This window comes from Baia soyae, assembly GCF_004341445.1.
Classification (GTDB): Bacteria; Bacillota; Bacilli; order Thermoactinomycetales; family Thermoactinomycetaceae; genus Baia; species Baia soyae.
Map to the genome: position 1 here is coordinate 20,019 of NZ_SLXV01000025.1, position 19,083 is coordinate 39,101.

The 19,083-nt window shown below is 44.2% G+C and carries 15 protein-coding genes, 1 other RNA gene and 1 other annotated feature; of the genes, 13 read left to right on the plus strand and 3 right to left on the minus strand.

Annotated features, from left to right (window positions below; genetic code table 11):
- The first annotated feature begins 13 nt into the window (after window positions 1–13).
- The 7 genes from EDD57_RS08870 (at window position 14) to EDD57_RS14405 (ending at window position 10,237) form a co-directional block, all read left to right on the plus strand.
- On the plus strand, window positions 14–3,265 hold the full coding sequence (locus EDD57_RS08870) for a UvrD-helicase domain-containing protein (protein WP_131849106.1): 3,252 nt from the start codon (window positions 14–16) through the stop codon (window positions 3,263–3,265).
- Between the two features lie 80 nt (window positions 3,266–3,345).
- Window positions 3,346–3,693, plus strand: coding sequence for a hypothetical protein (locus EDD57_RS08875; RefSeq protein ID WP_131849107.1), 348 nt, complete (start codon window positions 3,346–3,348; stop codon window positions 3,691–3,693).
- A gap of 153 nt (window positions 3,694–3,846) precedes the next feature.
- Window positions 3,847–6,027 carry a RelA/SpoT family protein gene (locus EDD57_RS08880; RefSeq protein ID WP_131849117.1) on the plus strand — a complete coding sequence of 727 codons (2,181 nt, stop codon included), beginning with the start codon at window positions 3,847–3,849 and terminating at the stop codon, window positions 6,025–6,027.
- Between the two features lie 10 nt (window positions 6,028–6,037).
- Entirely contained in the window at window positions 6,038–6,502 is a 465-nt protein-coding gene (gene dtd, locus EDD57_RS08885) for a D-aminoacyl-tRNA deacylase (RefSeq protein WP_131849108.1), read from the plus strand.
- Between the two features lie 72 nt (window positions 6,503–6,574).
- Entirely contained in the window at window positions 6,575–8,584 is a 2,010-nt protein-coding gene (gene tkt / locus EDD57_RS08890; RefSeq protein WP_131849109.1) for a transketolase, read from the plus strand.
- Between the two features lie 178 nt (window positions 8,585–8,762).
- Window positions 8,763–9,533, plus strand: a complete 771-nt coding sequence (locus EDD57_RS08895; protein WP_131849110.1) for a hypothetical protein — start codon at window positions 8,763–8,765, stop codon at window positions 9,531–9,533.
- Window positions 9,534–10,060: 527 nt separating this feature from the next.
- Entirely contained in the window at window positions 10,061–10,237 is a 177-nt protein-coding gene (locus EDD57_RS14405) for a hypothetical protein (RefSeq protein WP_165873735.1), read from the plus strand.
- A gap of 96 nt (window positions 10,238–10,333) precedes the next feature.
- On the opposite strand, the gene EDD57_RS08900 is transcribed toward EDD57_RS14405, so the two are convergent.
- The gene (locus EDD57_RS08900) at window positions 10,334–10,708 is read right to left on the minus strand and encodes a DUF423 domain-containing protein (RefSeq protein WP_131849111.1); all 375 of its coding nucleotides are present in this window, start codon (window positions 10,706–10,708) and stop codon (window positions 10,334–10,336) included.
- Window positions 10,709–10,851: 143 nt separating this feature from the next.
- Window positions 10,852–11,094 (plus strand) — a binding site (T-box leader).
- 91 nt (window positions 11,095–11,185) lie between these two features.
- Between EDD57_RS08900 and hisS the strand changes: the two genes are divergently transcribed.
- The 6 genes from hisS (at window position 11,186) to EDD57_RS08930 (ending at window position 16,256) form a co-directional block, all read left to right on the plus strand.
- Window positions 11,186–12,469 (plus strand): histidine--tRNA ligase, encoded by a 1,284-nt coding sequence (gene hisS, locus EDD57_RS08905; RefSeq protein ID WP_131849112.1) that lies wholly within the window; start codon window positions 11,186–11,188, stop codon window positions 12,467–12,469.
- Window positions 12,470–12,472: 3 nt separating this feature from the next.
- The gene (aspS, locus tag EDD57_RS08910) at window positions 12,473–14,260 is read left to right on the plus strand and encodes an aspartate--tRNA ligase (protein WP_131849113.1); all 1,788 of its coding nucleotides are present in this window, start codon (window positions 12,473–12,475) and stop codon (window positions 14,258–14,260) included.
- Between the two features lie 66 nt (window positions 14,261–14,326).
- Window positions 14,327–14,506: non-coding RNA, 6S RNA (gene ssrS / locus EDD57_RS08915), on the plus strand.
- 72 nt (window positions 14,507–14,578) lie between these two features.
- On the plus strand, window positions 14,579–15,139 hold the full coding sequence (locus tag EDD57_RS08920) for a 5' nucleotidase, NT5C type (RefSeq protein WP_131849114.1): 561 nt from the start codon (window positions 14,579–14,581) through the stop codon (window positions 15,137–15,139).
- A gap of 240 nt (window positions 15,140–15,379) precedes the next feature.
- The gene (locus EDD57_RS08925) at window positions 15,380–16,015 is read left to right on the plus strand and encodes a S1 RNA-binding domain-containing protein (RefSeq protein WP_131849115.1); all 636 of its coding nucleotides are present in this window, start codon (window positions 15,380–15,382) and stop codon (window positions 16,013–16,015) included.
- Complete coding sequence (locus EDD57_RS08930; protein WP_093290917.1) at window positions 16,005–16,256, plus strand: hypothetical protein; 252 nt, start codon at window positions 16,005–16,007, stop codon at window positions 16,254–16,256. Before EDD57_RS08925 ends, EDD57_RS08930 begins: the two co-directional genes overlap by 11 nt.
- 38 nt (window positions 16,257–16,294) lie before the next feature.
- Here EDD57_RS08930 and EDD57_RS08935 read toward each other — a convergent pair whose 3' ends face one another.
- Window positions 16,295–17,623: a replication-associated recombination protein A gene (locus tag EDD57_RS08935; protein ID WP_131849116.1), complete on the minus strand. Its 1,329-nt coding sequence runs from the start codon at window positions 17,621–17,623 to the stop codon at window positions 16,295–16,297.
- Between the two features lie 245 nt (window positions 17,624–17,868).
- Window positions 17,869–19,083: YncE family protein (locus EDD57_RS08940; protein ID WP_207896813.1), on the minus strand; the 1,215-nt coding region annotated here is incomplete at its 5' end.

Consider the following 19,083-nt stretch of genomic DNA (forward strand, 5'->3'; position numbering starts at 1 on the left):
GGGAGGAGGTTGCATGGAGAAGTGGATGGAGGAACTCATTTGTGAGTCACTGTCAGAGGAGCAAAAAGAAGCAGTGCTTAGCAAGCAGTACCGGTGTATCGTCATGGCTGGAGCTGGAGCGGGGAAGACTCGGGTGTTGGTGAAACGCTTTGTGTATACCTTGTGTCAGTTTGGTATGAACCCGTCGAATCTTCGTAAAATGGTGGCTATCACATTTACGAAAAAAGCGGCAACGGAGATGCGGGATCGTTTGCGGAAAGAGATGGAGCGGATGATCGATCGATTAGGTAAAAGGGGGGACGAAGCGGAGGTTCAATCGTGGAATGAAGTTCGCCAATGCCTAGATGAAGCTCATATCTACACCATTCACTCCTATTGCCAATTGATTTTGTCAACAGAGCCGATTCGAGCAGGCGTCGATCCATTTTTTCAAGTAGTAGAAGAATGGGAAGCGAATCGACTTTTGGAACAAGCTGTTATCCATGTGCTTTCCTCGACCGAATTGCTTCATCAGCGAAGCGAGATTGAGCGTGAATGGTGGATGTATTATCTTTCGTTAATCGGATGGACAAGGGCGGAATCGATGCTAGTTGAGTTGTCTCGAAAGTGGAGGAATCTGGGATGGACATTTTCTAAATTGGTAGACTGCACGACAGAGAGCCTCCTGCATCGATTAGGATCAGATGATTCAGAAAAAGAGCATGAGATGAACCTAGAATCGGAAGAAATGATGACTCGATTACTACTGTTCTATTTGCAAGAGATTCATGTATATTATCAACTCTTAAAACAGCAGAAGGCACGATATGATTATCAAGACTTAATCCAGATGGTGTGTGAAGCGCTAGAGAAAGACCCGTCATTTCGCGTACATATAAAGCAACAGATTCAATCTTTAATGATCGATGAGTATCAAGATACAGACGGGCTCCAGAAGCGGTTAGTAGATTTTATTATCGCAGAACAAGTAGATGCGTATAGGTATGTATTCGTAGTAGGTGATCCGAAGCAGTCGATTTATCGCTTTCGTGGGGCAGATGTCTCTATTTTTATCGAAACACAAAAAGAATGGATGGACGAAGAGAATGGGTGTCTACACTTAACACATAATTACCGGTCTCAGGCTGGGATTGTTCAGTTTAGCAATCAACTATGTAAACATGCTTTTCCAGTAGATGAGTTTCGCCCTATTCAAGCATCTAGAACGGGTAAGGGGATAGATATAGATAAGCCGGTTCAATTGCTCTGCATCTCTAATAAGGACCGAAATAACGAGAAACTAGTGGAACAAGAAGCAATGATCATAAGCAACCAAATCAAGCGCTTACGGTCCGATTTTCGATATGGTGACATGGTATTGCTATTACGGAAAATGAATGATGCGTCTCTATATGAGCAAATTCTGCGATCGCAGGGGCTTCCTGTGCGAATTGTGGGGGGGAGTAGTTTTTATGAGACTCAAGAGATCCAAGATTTTCTCTATCTTTTGGCTACGATTCTAACACCTGCTCGTGCAGAAAATTGGGTAGGCGCTTTACGTTCGCCGTTTGTTCATATGAGTGATGAAGGAATTACTCGACTTGCCCTTCGAACAGGCTGGACGGGAGATCCACGGAGTTGGCTTAACCAATCCATTTTAAAGGAACATGATCAACTTCGACTACGAAATTTTTGCTCTTTATATGAGTCCCTGAAGCGAATGAGCTTACGTCGTACACCGGGACAATTGATTCGATGGATCATGGAACATAGTAACTATATGACGATCCTTTGGGGATTACCAAACGGGGCGCAGGCTGCTTTCAACCTCGAGAAATGGTGTTCCACATGGGAGATAGAATCGGACCCTACTCTCCTTACACTGGAAGGATTCCTAGAGAAAATGGAGCTATACCAATCGGAGGCCAACCAAGAGCCAGAGGCGGAAATTTGGGACGAGGGAGAAGATGTCATTCGAATCATGACGATTCATAAATCCAAAGGATTGGAGTTTCCAATTGTTTTCTTGCCGAATCTATGGAACACTTCGCATGTCCCGGTTAGTCGTGAGTCATCGTTGATTCATCCTACAATGGGCTTAGTTATAAAAGGATTTGATCACCTCGAGAGGCAGAGCTATGCTAAGTCGAAAATCGAATTTCCCCGCTGGAAAGAGGCTGTCTTTTATGAGGAAGAATTAGAATCACAAGAGCTGATGCGCTTGCTTTATGTAGCTGTAACCCGGGCCGAAGATACCTTATTTCTGGGTCTTCCAGAGAATCAGGGGAAATCTACATCTACAAAAGATCTAGCCTCTTGGCTGAGAGGGATTCTTACGATGGATTCGGATGAGCCAAGAGAGTCTATTCCATTTGGCTCCGATTTCCTACCTATCCTTTATGAAAATACATTTTCCATAACACCTCCACTTGTCGAAGGCGAACGGAAATCAGATCCCTTTGATCACACAGCGATTTCCTTTACGGAGCCAATTCCGTTTGGAAAATATAATCATATTCCAATCAGTGTGACGGATTGGAAAGAATTAGTTCACTGTCCAAGGAAGTATTATTATCATCGTGTGCTCCAGGTACCGATTCCCGATGTTGAGCGAGTAGAGGAAAAGCCGTCTGTCTCTTATATATCTGGCAATCGGCGTGGGGAAATCGTTCATTATCTCTGTGAGAAAACGGTCTCTTCAGCAGAGCGACTCTGGTTACAACCTGATTGGTTTGCTCGAATTGCTCACATATTTCATCTGAATTCTCGTGAAATGGAGGCTTTACAACCTGATTTAGAGCAGATTCGAACAAGATTTTTAGATAGCCACGTGGTTCAGAGGATTGCAGAGTCGAAAAAGGTACTGACAGAGGAACCGTTTCAATTTGTGACACCGGGATTTCGGATAAGTGGCCAAATCGATTTGTTACTCCAGGATCAGCATCAAGGTTGGGAGATTATCGACTTTAAAACGGATCGCATGAAAGTGGAAGATATCACAGAAAAAAAAACCTTTTATCTACCACAATTGCAACTTTATTCGCTGGCATGGCGTGCACGAGGAATGCAGATAAACGGGGCTACGCTTTATTTTCTAGATTGTAACCACGAAGAGAGAATACAGATCGATTCGCAGTGGTGGCAACAAGCCGAAAGGCTTCTCGAATATACGCGTTCTTTTTTTCCATTGGAAAGAAAAATGTTCAATTGGCCGACGAAACCCAGCAAAAATTGTTCATACTGTGAATATAACGTGCTATGCGATAAAATAGGCACAAATTCGTGAATAGTCTTCTCTTCCGTTGAAAAACGCGAAAAAGTCACGGATAATGAATAGTATGTAGGATTTAAAGGAGAGTCGTCGTTTTGTCAATGATTACTGAGTTTTTTCAGAACTTATTAGCAGGATTTGCATGGATCATCATTTTCTCGCTCGTTGTTTGGATGGGCGGTTTAGTCGTTTTATTAATTATGGAGTTGTTTTCTCCGAATGAATTATTTATAAAAGAGTACCTGTGGAAAGTATGGAAGATGTTCCGAATGATCTTCGAATGGTCTTCCTACGGAGGAATCATCGCCGGCCTAGTCATGACCCAAACGTCTGGAGAAGTTTATGCAAACGTAATGATTTCCCTAGCCGCAGTTATTTTAAGTGTATTCCACCTCTCATGGAGAAGGCATTCTAAGCCTAAGCCGATCCGAGATGTCACATAGAATAAAGGATAAAAGGATCTGGAGAATTTTCTTCAGATTCTTTTTTTTACTATATGAATATCACGAATCCTCAATCACTTGCCCTCCTTTACATTTACAAGTGGATATAAGATAATGATAAGCAAACTATTTCGGGAGCGTGGTGATGACTGGATGAGCCTACTTAACCCGTTGTTGGACTTGGGGAGAACCTATCTTGCTGAAGAAGACCTAGTCCATATAGAGCGAGCTTATCGGTTTGCCGAAGAAGCGCATCGAGGTCAGATGCGAAAGTCGGGAGACCCTTTTATCATCCATCCAGTCGCCGTAACAGAGATTTTAATGGGGCTGAAGATGGATCTGTCTACCCTTATTGCAGCACTATTGCATGATGTGGTGGAAGATACAGATGTAGAGTTAGAAGAAATCCAAGAGCAGTTCGGTGATGCGGTTGCTCTGATTGTGGATGGGCTAACCAAATTAAAGCGTAGTTTTAAATATATGTCTAAATCAGAGCATCAAGCTGAAAACTATCGTAAAATGTTTATTGCGATGGCGAAGGATGTTCGTGTTGTCATTATCAAGCTAGCGGATCGATTGCATAATATGCGCACTGTTCAACATATGTCGGAGAAGAAGCAGATCGAGTATGCAGAGGAAACGCTGGAGATATTTGCTCCATTGTCCCATCGTCTCGGGATTTCGAAGATCAGGTGGGAATTAGAAGATCTTTCCCTTCGTTATAAAGAGCCTCAAGCTTACTACCGAATCGCTTCTCTCATGAAGAAGAAGCGAACGGAGCGGGAGCATTTTTTAGGCGAGATTATTGAGACATTAAAAGGAAGGTTTGAGAAGTACCAGATTCCTCTTGAGGATATCTCAGGCAGACCCAAGCATATTTATAGCATCTATCGTAAAATGACACTCCAACATAAACCCTTTAATGAGATTTATGATCTAATGGCGGTTCGGGTGATTGTGGAGTCTTTGCGGGATTGTTACGCTGTACTCGGGATTGTTCATACCATGTGGCGTCCGATGCCAGGCCGTTTTAAAGATTATATCGCGATGCCAAAAAACAACTTATACCAATCCCTTCATACCACAGTACATGGCCCAAGAGGCGAGCCAATTGAGATTCAGATTCGAACGACAGAGATGCATAAGACAGCAGAGTTCGGGATCGCGGCTCACTGGGCATATAAAGAAGGGACAAGCGTTGAGCGGGAGCAAGATTTTAACGAAAAGTTAACTTGGTTCCGTGAGATGATGGAATTACAAAATGACTCCAATAATGCGCAGGAGTTTGTGGAGAGCATCAAAGGAGATTGGTTTAAAGATACCGTTTTTGTCTTTACACCTAAGTCTGATGTCATTGAGCTACCGGCGGGTTCGGTTCCGCTTGACTTTGCATATCGGATTCATACCGAGATCGGAAATAAGTGCGTAGGTTCCAAGGTGAACGGCAAGATTGTTCCGCTCGATTATAAACTGCGAACTGGGGACCAAGTACAGATTATCACGAGCAAACACAGCTTTGGTCCAAGTAGAGATTGGCTCAAGTTAGTAAAATCTTCACATGCACGAAACAAAATTCGTAGTTGGTTTAAGACGCAACGCAAAGAAGAGAGTATCGCCAAAGGGCGAGAAATGATCGAAGCAGTACTGAAGAAGAATCACTTCGAATGTAGCGAAGTATTAAAAAATGACCGTCTACTTGAAGTGAGTAAGAAGTTTAATATGAATGAATCGGATGACCTTTATGCCGCAGTAGGATATGGAGGCATTACGGCTCATGAAGCATACCGCCGTCTTACACATGGATTACGTGATGAGGAAGCTCCAACGATCGCGGAAGCCATCGCAAACCTCCCCGAAATCAAACCGAAAAAGTTTTATCGTTCGGGGCCGGGTGTTACTGTTGTAGGTGCTGATAATGTGATGATCCGGCTTTCACGTTGCTGTAACCCAGTTCCTGGCGAAGAGATCACCGGTTTTATCACCCGAGGAAGAGGAGTATCCGTACATCGTCTCGAATGTCCGAATATCCAAACGATCGAACCAGAACGGGCGATTCAGGTGATCTGGGAGACGGACGATCCGAACCGAACGTATCAAGTGGACATTGAGATCTCTGGATTTGATCGGAGTGGTCTTCTAAATGATGTCTTACAAGCCGTTTCGGAGCAAAAAGCGGACTGTTTCGGTGTAGTGGCTAGGGTGCATCGTAAAGGCTTTGCTGCGATCCATCTAACCGTTTCGATTAAAAATAGCAAACACTTGCGAAATGTAGTGGAAAAAATCAAGCGAGTTCCAGATGTGATTAGCGTGCAGAGAATGTTCCAACAAGGGTGAGGGGGATTTGATGCGAGTCGTGATACAACGTGTTTCAAAGGCGAGCGTTACTGTAGAAGAGCAAGTAGTAGGGGCCATTGATCAAGGGCTCCTACTACTTGTTGGTATTACGGAACATGATGGTGAAGAAGAGATTCAAACATTAGCAGAAAAAGTGGTCCATCTCCGGATCTTTGAAGACGAGGAAGGAAAGATGAACAAATCCCTACTCGATCTAGGTGGATCGATCCTATCTGTCTCACAATTCACTTTATACGGTGATTGCCGAAAGGGTCGACGACCTAGCTTCATGGCAGCGGCTAGACCGGAGTTGGCACAGCCACTGTATGAAAAATTTAACGAACAACTCCGCTATCTTGGAGTGGAAGTGCAGACGGGGATATTTGGTGCGATGATGGATGTTTCGCTCCATAATGACGGTCCTGTGACGATTTTGTTAGACAGCAATGATCTTATAAAAAAGAAATTCAGTTGATCATGGATATGGGAGCTTAGCGTGAGTTAAGCTAAGAGTAGAGTTTTAATAGTTACAAGGAGGTTGTTTGACTTGACAGCAAATAATATTGATTTACATACGATTAATACCATTCGATTGCTTTCAATTGACCAAATTGAGAAAGCAAACTCAGGTCACCCTGGACTACCAATGGGAGCCGCCCCGATGGCATATGCTTTGTGGAATAACTACCTAAACCAAGATCCAAAAGATCCAAAATGGATGAACCGCGATCGCTTTGTGCTATCCGCAGGCCATGGTTCAGCACTTCTCTATAGCTTGCTCCATCTCTATGGATTTGACGTATCCATAGAGGACCTAAAGCAATTCCGCCAATGGGGAAGCAGAACGCCGGGTCATCCTGAAGTGGGACATACTTCAGGCGTAGAAGCTACCACAGGTCCACTAGGCCAAGGGATCTCCACTGCTGTGGGAATGGCGATGGCAGAGGCTCACCTAGCAGCGCGTTTTAATCAAGATGGCTATCCGATTATGGATCACTTTACCTATGTAATTTGTTCAGACGGTGACTTAATGGAAGGAGTTGCTTCCGAAGCATGCTCTATGGCTGGACATATGAATCTCGGTAAATTAATCTGCCTCTATGACTCAAACGACATCTCATTAGATGGCGAATTAAATCATGCCTTCTCTGAAAAGACATTGCAACGTTTCGAGGCCTATGGTTGGCAAGTGATTCGGGTAGAGGATGGCAATGATACAGAAGCGATCTCTCGGGCGATTGAAGAGGCACAGGCGGACCTCAGACGTCCAACCATGATTGAAGTACGGACCGTGATTGGTTATGGTAGTCCAAATCGTGCTGGTACTTCCGAAGCACACGGAAAGCCACTTGGAAAAGAAGAGATTGCTGGTACTCGTAAATCGTACAATTGGGAGCATGAAGAAGATTTTCATGTGCCACAAGAGGTACGCTCTCACCTTTCTGAAACGCTTGATCGGTACGCTACGAAACATGCTGAGTGGAAAGAGCTATATGCGAAGTATCAGTCGGAGTTTCCAGAGTTAGCTAAGGAATTAGAGGCGGCATTTTCCGGTACGCTTCCTGCTGGGTGGGAGCAATCCCTTCCTACTTATCAAGTAGGAGATAAGGCACTAGCGACCCGCGTTGCTTCTGGAAATGCGCTACAAGGTTTGGCGAAAGCTGTGCCGATTCTAATGGGCGGCTCTGCTGACTTAAAATCGTCCAATAATACCGAGATGAAAGGCGCAGGCGTGTTCCATGTCGAGGATTACGCAGGCCGCAATGTTTGGTTTGGCGTTCGTGAACATGCGATGGGAGCGGCGATGAATGGCTTAGCACTACATGGTGGTGTGAAAGCATTTGGAGCTACATTCCTTGTGTTCTCTGACTATCTACGTCCAGCTATTCGTCTTGCTGCCCTTTCTAAGTTGCCAGTAACCTATGTGTTTACCCATGATAGCATCGCAGTTGGAGAGGATGGACCTACCCATGAACCTGTGGAGCAAGTTCCGTCCCTTCGCCTAATCCCAGGTCTAAAAGTGGTTCGTCCTGCGGATGCAAACGAAACCTCGGCTGCATGGGCTTATGCCGTAAGTCAAACAGAGCACCCAGTTGTGCTGGCTTTAACACGCCAAAACCTCCCGATTTTAGAAGGCTCTGTCGGAAAAGGAAAAGAGCTAATCGAAAAAGGGGCTTACATCGTTTCAGAAGCAAAAAATGGACAACCAGAAGGAATCTTGATTGCCACAGGATCTGAAGTAAGCCTTGCGATTGAGGCTCAAGAGCAGTTGGCACAAGAGGGTGTTCATGTACGAGTCGTCAGCATGCCTTGTCGTGAAAACTTTGACCTTCTCTCTGCTGATGAGAAAGAAGCGATCTTACCAGCAAAACTTCGTGCTCGTGTAGCGATTGAAGCGGCTCACACCATGGGCTGGCACAAGTACACTGGGGATCAAGGTGAAGTCATCGGGATTGATACATTTGGCGCATCTGCCCCAGGAAACCTTGTGATGGAACGCTTTGGATTTAATGTAGGAAACGTTGTAGAGAAATTCCACCAAGTTCGTTCTCGGTAACAGTTCATTTGTGTGTTGATAGAAAAAAGCGTACTCCTTTGATGGGATGCGCTTTTTTGTACGGATCAGTCAACTTATACTAGGTAACTATGGTATGCTTGTTACATGAATGCGATTACATAGGGGATCGGAGTCACAGAAAGAAGGAGATGCTCCTGATCTTTAGAGGGGTTAAAGAATGAGCGATCAATTAAAAGATTTTATTGGAATCGTATTCCGGATTGTGAAATGGGTTGTAACGGGGGTTATTTTAATCTTTGTCCCATTTCTTATGGTTTGGCTCGGCTCTATGTGGATAGAGGGACTCCTCTTTCATAGTAGCACTGATCTATATTTTTACTATCGAAGTCCAATGGGCAATATCGTAACCATTATATTAGCACTCCTCATAATGGGGTTAATCGTAACAGCTATCCCTACTCGTGAGCAAAAACGTTCCGGTCAGATTCGAACCAAAAAATATAAACGGAAAGTGGGAATCTATCTAATTGTATGTTTCTTACTATCCGTGTGGGACACTACTACCCATGTATCCGTGAATCAAGCCGGAATCAAAGTAGCTAGTCTTTTTGGCATTCAGACTGAGCAATATAAGTGGACAGATATCAAAGAAGTCCGTGCCGGGTTTCGCTCCAACGATTCAAATGGATTTCACCCCGAATACTATGTGACGTTTCAAGATGGGGAGAAAATAGACCTATGGAGTTGGTCACTTAGCAATAAAATTCAGCAAAAAGAGACAGATGGCTTTATCACTGCCAACCGTTTAGAACGAGCAAAGGCAATCCTATATATGAACGGGCAAATCAAACAAAACATACCAGATCGATTAAAACCGGGGAAATGCTTGACTAAAAAGGCAAAAGAAGAGATTGAGAAGATGTACACCGATGCGAAGGTAGAAAGTAGCGTGTTGGAGCTGTATACACAGTGTCCTGGGAAGAATTAGTCTTATAGCAAGCTTGTTGATTAGGGGCTATTAGGTGATCGAAGGGCCGGAGAATCTGTCCGATACATGCTCAGATACTGATCCAGCAGAGAAGTAGGGGTGTCCGCTCCACCATCCTACGTCCGGGCAGGTGCAACTCGCACAGAACGCTCAGACATGTTGCACCAAAAGCGCCCCGTACTACGGATTGCTACGCTAAGTAGGATCGCTAAACATCGCAAAGTATCGGACAGACTCTCCTTTCCCTTTGAACATTCATCTAATGGACCATAATCTAAGTTAATCAACAAGACCTGACCGTATAAAAAGGCAAGAGGCACAAAACTTTACTAGCAAATAAAGTTTTGTGCCTCTTGCTTTCTTTTTCTGTTCTTTCTTTGCTGTTCTTTTGTCTTTCTATTCTTTCCCCACCTCAGGCTTTGTTGATCAATCGGTGATGAAAATGTACTAAGGGCAATGTATCTAGCCACTGCGATGTTAGTGAGCCTACTTAGCGGAGTTCTTCGAAGCAAGGGCGTTTTGTGGCAATGTTTGAGCGTGTTCTTCGCGAGTTTTGCCACTTGCCCGAAGTGGAGAAGAACGAAGCGGACTTGCATTTCCACATCCTCGCAGGCTCACTATTTGAGCTGTGGCTAGATATATGCCCCGGTACTTTGGATCAAGAAACCGCCTATTATCCGCCTTTACCCACAGCTTACTATTGAAGCAGTAGAAAAATAGCCCGGTACAAGAAAGCCGCCTTATCCGCTCTCACTACAGCTCATTATCAAAGCAGTGGACAAGTACATTGCCTCTACAACTTAGCTAAACTGTTTATAAACCGCAACCGCTACGAGTACCCACGCCACAATGAACGCCAGCCCACCAATCGGCGTAATCGCACCTAGCTTCGTTACCCCCGTCACAGCCATCACATACAGACTACCTGAGAACAGAACAACCCCCACCAGCATAAGCCAGCCCGAAGCAGTCAACATCCCCGAGCTTTGAACCTTCGATAGTAGAATCCCCACTACAAGCATCCCAAGCGCATGAATCATATGATAATGAGCGCCCGTATTCCAATTGGCAATCATTTTCTCAGCTACTTTGTCTTTCAAACCATGAGCACCAAACGCACCCAAAGCAATACTTAAAGCCATGTTGATACTACCTAAAAGCAGAAAGAGTCGCATGAACCGCGCCTCCTTTCGTCTATGTATTCGTTTGAACCGAATATAACACACTTATTTATCAGAGAAAACCGAAACATTTTGCCTATCCTTCTTGACATCATTTTGGGGCAAACCTATAATAAACATACTATTTTATTTTTGATATCTGGCCTATGAACGGAAAGTAATCTTCAAATGAGCAGTTAGAGATGGGGACTCGTGGCTGAAAGGTTCCCTCTGTGATGTGAGGATGAAAGACACCTGGAGGTTCTATGTTGAACGCAAGTTGTTAGTAAGCATAGACGCGGTCCCGGCGATAACGGGTAAGAGGTGGAAAGAAGCCTATATGGATTCTTTTAATTAGGGTGGTACCGCGGGAATTGGTAAAAAAATCTCTCGTCCCTGACAAAGTTGTCTTTGTCAGGGACGAGAGATTTTTTTATTGTTCCTAGATGGAGACAACGAATTCAATATGACAAAGGTAAAGGAGGCATTCACATGAGCAGGATTGTAAAAGGCATGTTTGATGTCATGCCGAAAGATGAAGAGAAATGGCGACAAGTACAGTGGTGGCGTTTTGTAGAATCTACGGCTCGTGACGTAGCGGAACGTTTCCGTTTTCAAGAGGTCCGCACCCCCCTTGTGGAGTACACGGAGCTATTTGAACGGGGTGTAGGGAATACCACCGATATCGTGGAGAAAGAGATGTATACCTTTACCGATCGTGCAGGGCGCTCGATTTCATTACGCCCAGAGGGCACAGCAGGGATTGTGCGCTCGTTTGTGGGACATAAGGTATACGCACAGCCACAACCAACTAAATGGTTCTATATGGGGCCTATGTATCGTTATGAGCGGCAGCAGATAGGGAGATATCGTCAGTTTCATCAACTGGGTGTAGAAGCCTTTGGAAGCTTTGATCCTGCCCTTGATGCGGAGGTCATTGCTCTAGGGATGCAATTCTTTGAAGAGCTAGGCCTAAAAGGAGTTCAAGTCGAGATTAATAATGTAGGCGATCCAGAGAGCCGTGCTCGTTATTTTGAAGCCTTAATCGCCTATTTTGAACCGTATAAAGAAGAATTAGCAGAGGATGCGCAAAACCGCCTATACCGAAATCCGATGCGAATTTTAGATAGCAAAGATCCACGTACCAAAGAGATTGCGAAGGGTGCACCATCCATCTTAGATTATCTCAGCGAGGAAAGCCTTGCGAATCTGGAGGCTGTAAAACAATATCTAGACATACTCGGTGTAAACTACGTGCAAAATGACCGTCTGGTTCGTGGATTGGACTATTATACACAAATCGCTTTTGAATACATGGTAGATATCCCTGGGGCACAGGCGAGCACAATTGGAGGCGGCGGCCGTTACAATGGACTCGTACAGGAAGTGGGCGGACCCGATATGCCGGGTGTAGGCTTCGGTATAGGGCTTGAACGAGTCTTATTAGCACTGGAAGAGCAACAAGTAGCGGTTCCAGAACCGGGCCGTCTCGACTGCTACATGATTACATTTGATCAAGCTACTAAACGTAAGTCTATGCAGTTGCTCGCTGAGCTTCGAAGAGCTGGACTCTCTGCTGAACGAGATTATTTAGACCGGAAGATGAAGGCGCAGATGAAAGTAGCAGATCGTGAACAAGCGCGTTTTGTGGCCATCTTAGGCGAAGATGAGCTTGCGCAAAATTTGATTCAAGTGAAGAATATGGAAACGGGAACGCAAGTAGCGGTTCCTTTCGATCAATTGGTTACGTACATTCAAACAGAGAAAGGAAGATGATCGATGTCAAAGCCAGCACTACGAACACATAAAACAACCGAGCTTACCACACAGCATGTAGAACAGGTGATTACGATTAATGGTTGGGTGCAATCACGCCGTGACTTGGGTGGACTCATCTTTCTAAATATCCGTGATATATCGGGGCAGGTTCAGGTAGTAGTTCATCCTGAGACAGCATCAGAAGCGTTTCAAATCGCGGATCAAGTACGTAGCGAATACGTGTTATCGGTAACAGGACAAGTTGCATTACGCACTCCCGAGACAATTAATCAAAACATGGCAACAGGAGAAATTGAAATCAAAGCCTCTGCGATTCAAGTATTTAGCACGGCAAAGACACCTCCTTTTCAGATTTTAGATAACATTGATGTCGATGAAACCATTCGCTTAAAGCATCGTTATGTAGATCTTCGTCGTCCCAAGATGCAAGAAAACCTCGTTTTACGCCATAAAGCTATGCAGTCCGTGCGTCGCTTTCTCGATCGCCATGAGTTTCTCGAAATTGAGACTCCGATCATGACGAAGAGCACTCCAGAAGGAGCAAGGGATTATTTAGTACCAAGTCGCGTACACGCGGGTGAATTTTATGCATTGCCTCAGTCTCCACAGTTATTTAAGCAATTGTGTATGGTGGGCGGCCTCGATCGTTACTTCCAATTTGCACGTTGCTTCCGTGACGAGGACTTGCGTGCAGACCGTCAACCTGAATTTACGCAGATCGACTTAGAGTTCTCTTTCATAGAACTAGAGGAATTTTATCAAATGATGGAAGAGATGTTTGTTACGCTTCTACGTGAAGTAAAGGGGGTCGAAGTAGCCGCTCCATTTGAACGAATTCCGTATGCGGAGTCCATGGATCGTTTCGGTAGTGATAAGCCTGATCTCCGTTTTGGTATGGAGTTAATCAACGTTGGAGAAGTACTTGCTGACACAGAATTTAAAGTGTTTGCGAGTACTCTTGCAAGTGGCGGGCAAGTGAAGGCGATCAATGTAAAAGGGCAAGCCCATTGGAGCCGAAAAGAAGTGGATAACTGGGGTAAAGTCGCTGAATCTCTAGGTGCAAAAGGACTCGCATGGTTAGCGTGGAAGCCAGACGGCATAAAAGGCTCCATTGCAAAAGCATTAAAAGAAGAAGAGATTGTTGCCATTGCAAAGATAACAGGTGTGGAAGAAGGAGATTTATTATTCTTCGTTGCAGATAAACCAAGTGTAGTAGCGGCTACACTCGGCGGGATCCGTGCCCGTTTAGGTCGTGAATTAAGGTTGATTGATGAAAGTAAGTATCATTTTGCTTGGATTACCGAGTTCCCTATGTATGAATATGATGAGGATTCGGCGCAATTTATGCCAATGCATCATGCCTTCACCAGGCCGATGGACGAAGATATTTCCTTGATGGAGACAGATCCAGGAAAAGTACGTGCAGTTTGCTATGACTTGGTGCTGAATGGATACGAACTAGGAAGTGGTAGCTTGCGGATCTACGAACGGGAGCTACAAGAGAAAATCTTTGCGTCGCTTGGGCTTTCTCCAGAGGAGTCTAAAGAGAAGTTTGGTTTCCTATTAGAGGCATTTGAGTATGGTGTGCCGCCTCATGGTGGAATCGGACTAGGCTTTGATCGAATTGTGATGATTTTAGCAGGCGAGACCAACCTTCGTGAAATCACTGCTTTTCCAAAGACTTCGAATGCGGTTTGTTTGATGACGAGTGCTCCTTCTCCTGTAGATGGGCAGCAATTGGATGATCTTCATATTGCGGTTAAGATGAAGGAAAAAGGGTCACAATAAACTTATAGCTAGATGCGTTTGTACTTGTTCTCTTATTTGCAGATGTGGTAATATAGATTTAATAAAGAATCCCTGAGATGTTCGTGTGTAAACCGTAATTTTGAGCCAACATTTTTACTGCGGGAGCTTGTGTCAGTGCTTGGAAAGGAAGCCATCATCTAGATGGAACCTTGATATTCGCTGCAGAGCACCCACCTGCTAGAGAGCAGGTTCAAAATTGCGGTGCCACGGCATAATGGGGCTTTTTTTGTACATTGGTTGTTTTGTACATAGATATCAGCCATGAAGCTTGTTAACTAGGATTCGGAGTGATCATAGATGAAATTGGGTGTCGATATTGATGGTACCATCAAAGATACGAAGCAGGCGGCGGTCACCGTTTATAATGAAGAGTTTCAAAAAGAGGTACGAGCAGAGGATCTTACTGAATTTTATCTAGACCGAGCATATGGGTTAACGCCCGAGGAGGGCCGGAAGACTTGGAGGCGTCTGGAGGAAAAGATTTACCGACTAGGTGTTCCACTACCTCACGCCAGGGAGGTCCTACATCAGTTGTCGCAGGAAGGGCATGAGATTTACTATATCACGGCTAGACCGGGTCTCCCAAACATTCAAGAGGTAACAAAGAATTGGTTACGGGAGAATGAATTTCCCTATCAAAGTGATCGTTTGATTATGAGTTCGATAGATAAAGCCAAGGTAGCTTTAAAGCTAGGAATTGATTTATTCTTTGAAGATGCCCCTAATCATCTAGATCGACTGATAGAGCAAAAAGTTCACACGATGATTGTAGATGCACCGTATAACCGTCAGTATTCAAAGGAAGTTCCTCGGATTACCGATTGGCGCCAAGTCTATGAATACATAACGAAGCTCTAATACCGATGGAATAGATGGAAAGAATACGAGACAAAGGATAAAGTGACGGGCTCGTATTCTTTTATGAATATACGCATTGTTTCACAAATTATAAAATATTCATTTTCAAATTAAAATAGAAATTTTTAAGCATTTTTGGTAAAATAAACATAAGGTAAATTTTCATTTTTATATTGATTTTTATCCATTATCGCTTTAATGTAAGGATGTATAGTTTATCATGAAAGGAGGCCATATGCTATGGCTGAAAAATCACTGGATGAGAGAATAGAAGAATTCACACAACAAACTTCTCTCGCCACAGACCTAGCAAAACCACCCCCATACAAAGTGGGAGACCATATCGATGCAACGATTACGTTTATCGCTTCTTATGGCGCTTTTGTGGAGTTAGAAGGTGGGAAATATTCAGGATTGATTCATATAAAGAATATAGCAAACCAATATATTGAGGATATACATGATTTCCTTGAAGTTGGAATGACGATTAATGCAAAAATTATTAGAATACACAGTGATTTTCGAATTGAACTCAGTACACTTCATCTGGATTTAAAGAAAACACCGCAAGTCAGCGAGAATCGCTTTTATCTTTCTCCTTTGGAGAAGTTAAAAAATGGACTGCCTACGGGTCATGATATCATAGAAAGTAGTAGTGCAAAACCGCCAGAGGAAATACAGAGAATTTTCAATTATCTATCTAAGGTGGTCGGGATTTTATCCCCAGAAAGTAAGGAGAAAGTACAAAGTTTGGTGCATGAAAAGGGTGTGTTTGCTTTTACCATGAGTTTGGTCGAGGCGTTAAAAGTTTTCGAAGCGGATCTATCTTTGTATCTAGTGAAGGAAATAGAGAAGCAAATGAGGGATGATCTTTAGCCAAGATCAATCAGAGTTTATTACGACGTACCACGCCGCAGAGCGCACGGATCGATTAAAAAAGGAGTTAACTCCTGAAGACATTATCCAACTGGCAAAAGGAGGAAGAGTTATTCTAGACACTAGAGATCATCGATATATACAAAGTGGCGATTTGCGGTTCCCGTGCGTAAAAGAGAATGGGAAATTTATTATTAAATCGATAATAAGTAAGGATATGTATATGACTGCGAAAGATTAACAAAAAACAAGCGCCAGAAACGCTTGTTTTTTGTTTGCTTAGGATTCGCTAGACTGTTTCATCCAACGCATAAACTCTGATAATTTTTGTTCGTATCCATGAGCACTAGGTTGATAGAATGACTTACCACAGTGTTCATTTGGAAGATACTGCTGCTGAGTGTATCCTCTAGGGAAATCATGTGGATACAGATACCCTTTCCCACGGCCTTGTGATTTTGCACCCGGGAAATGACTGTCGCGTAGGTGGTGAGGAACTTCCGCGCGTACTTCCTGCTTCACTGTTTCAAGAGCTTGCTGAATTCCTGTATAAGCAGAGTTACTTTTAGGAGCCGTAGCGAGATAGATGACGGCTTCAGCTAGTGGAATCTGGGCTTCCGGGAGTCCAACGAGTTCCACGGCATGGGCGGCAGCTGAAGCGATAAGTAAGGCCCTAGGATCGGCCATTCCCACATCTTCTGCGGCGTGAATCATAATTCTTCTTGCGATAAAACGAGGGTCTTCTCCTCCTAGGATCATTTTGGCCAGATAGTACAGGGATGCATCAGGATCAGAGCCACGCATACTCTTAATCCAGGCAGAGACGGTGTCATAATGCTGATCTCCCGATTGATCATAGCGAACATGCTTACGTTGGATCGACTCTTCTGCGATTTCTAAGGTGATATGTCGGATTCCATCTGCATGAGGCGTCGTGGTCATCACCGCCATCTCTAGCGCATTTAGCACACGACGACTATCTCCACCTGCCATTCGTACAAGATGTTGACAGGCATCTGGATCCATTTGCACTTGAACATTTCCCAGACCTCGTTCGTTGTCCTGCAAGGCTTGGTCGATGATTTGGGTAAGCTCCTCTTCATTCAGTAGTTCTAATTGGAACAAGAGGGAGCGTGATAGGAGGGCGGCATTTACTTGAAAAGAAGGATTTTCTGTAGTTGCTCCAACTAAAATGAGTGTACCTTCCTCGACATCAGGTAGTAGCGCATCTTGCTGAGAACGATTAAAACGATGGATTTCATCGACAAATAAAATCGTTCTCGTTCCGTACATTCCTAAGCGTTCTTTGGCAGACCGAACGACTTGGCGTAAGTCATTTACTCCTGCTGTAACGGCATTTAGCTGTTCGAAATGAGCTTGTGTAGATTCGGCTATGATCTTGGCAATCGTGGTTTTTCCAGTCCCGGGTGGTCCATGTAAGATAATCGAAGAGAGTTGATCGGCTTCGATGGCACGGCGCAGTAATCTCCCTTGCCCTACGATGGAGGATTGGCCGACGAACTCCTGAAAGTTTCGAGGCCTCATACGAGAAGCAAGTGGTCCTTGATGCTTGGATGTCAAAGCCTGCTGATACTCAAATAGATCCATGTAGAGATTCTCCTCCAGCTACTTTCTCCGTTTTCTTTATACTAATATAATATATATTCTTGAACAAACTTTTAAATCAGTAGGTAGAGTATTGAAGGGGTTGTCCCAAAACGTGACATTGAAAATACTTCAAATAAGCCCGATTCAGCTTATTTGAAGTATTTATACTCTAATCTTCCTTCATATGAACCTCTGAATAAATTCCAATATTTCTTCACTTATCATGCTAGCTAGATAACGATGTGTTATGACCCCTGACCAAATGGATTCACTCCACTCCATGTTGCTAGAGTAAGTGGAATGGTCCCAACAACAGTATCTGTCATTTGGTCGATGACAAATACCTGATTCGCAACCGATGATGGGGAATAGACCAGATTAGCTGCAAACGAATTTTGATATGGTGTAAGGAATTGGTTAAGTGAAATACCATCAGAACTTTGCCCTGTTGGAATAACGGTACTTACGGTAGTAGGAAAGCTTGATACATCCGCCACTCCAACGCCCACGGTAGTATTCCATCTTTGAATATATAACTTTTTCGTCATCGGATTTACAGCTAACTCAGTAACATTGAATCCAACAGGGATGGTTGAATAAATAGTACCGGGACCCGTTGCTGTATTAATAACAGTAACGTTCATAGATCGGAAGTTTCCAATGTAAACAAACTTATTTTGCGCATCAACACTAACTCCTTGTGCTTGAACATTGGTTCCAATGGTAACGGTTGAAACGATCGTTCCGCCATTCGCAGCTGTCGTATCAATAATAGATACGTAACTTGTGGCTCCGGCTGATGAAGGTCCATCCGCAACGTAGAGTAGATTCGTTAACGGATTGAATCCCATCTTTAATGGACTGGGTCCAACCGGGATCGAGGCTATGAATGTACTAGGAAAACTAGAAACATCATAAACATTCACCCTGTTATTATTCGAATCGCCTACATATAAAGTATTCTTGTTTGTCGTCGTTAATCCACGTATGAGGGGAGTAGTCCCTGGAATGGTTATGGTATCAATGATTGTATTACTTATCCCGTCAATGACATAAACATTTGCCGTTCCACTGACGTAAACCAAATTATTAAGGGTATCTACTTCTCCGTCTGGGTTTCCGAGAGCCGTTCCCACGGGAATCATAGCTATGATGTGATTCGTCCTAGCATCGCTAGCAATTACAGTGCTTCCACCTGCAGCATAAACCAATGGCACAGGAGTTGTATTTGTTCCTGTCGGTCCTTGAGGCCCTGTCGGTCCTTGAGGCCCTGTTGGCCCTTGAGGCCCCGTCGGTCCTTGAGGCCCTGTTGGCCCTTGAGGCCCCGTCGGTCCTTGAGGCCCTGTTGGCCCTTGAGGCCCCGTCGGTCCTTGAGGTCCGATATCCCCCGAAGGCCCACTTGGTCCCGTTGGTCCCTGAGGTCCGATATCCCCCGAAGGCCCACTTGGTCCCGTTGGTCC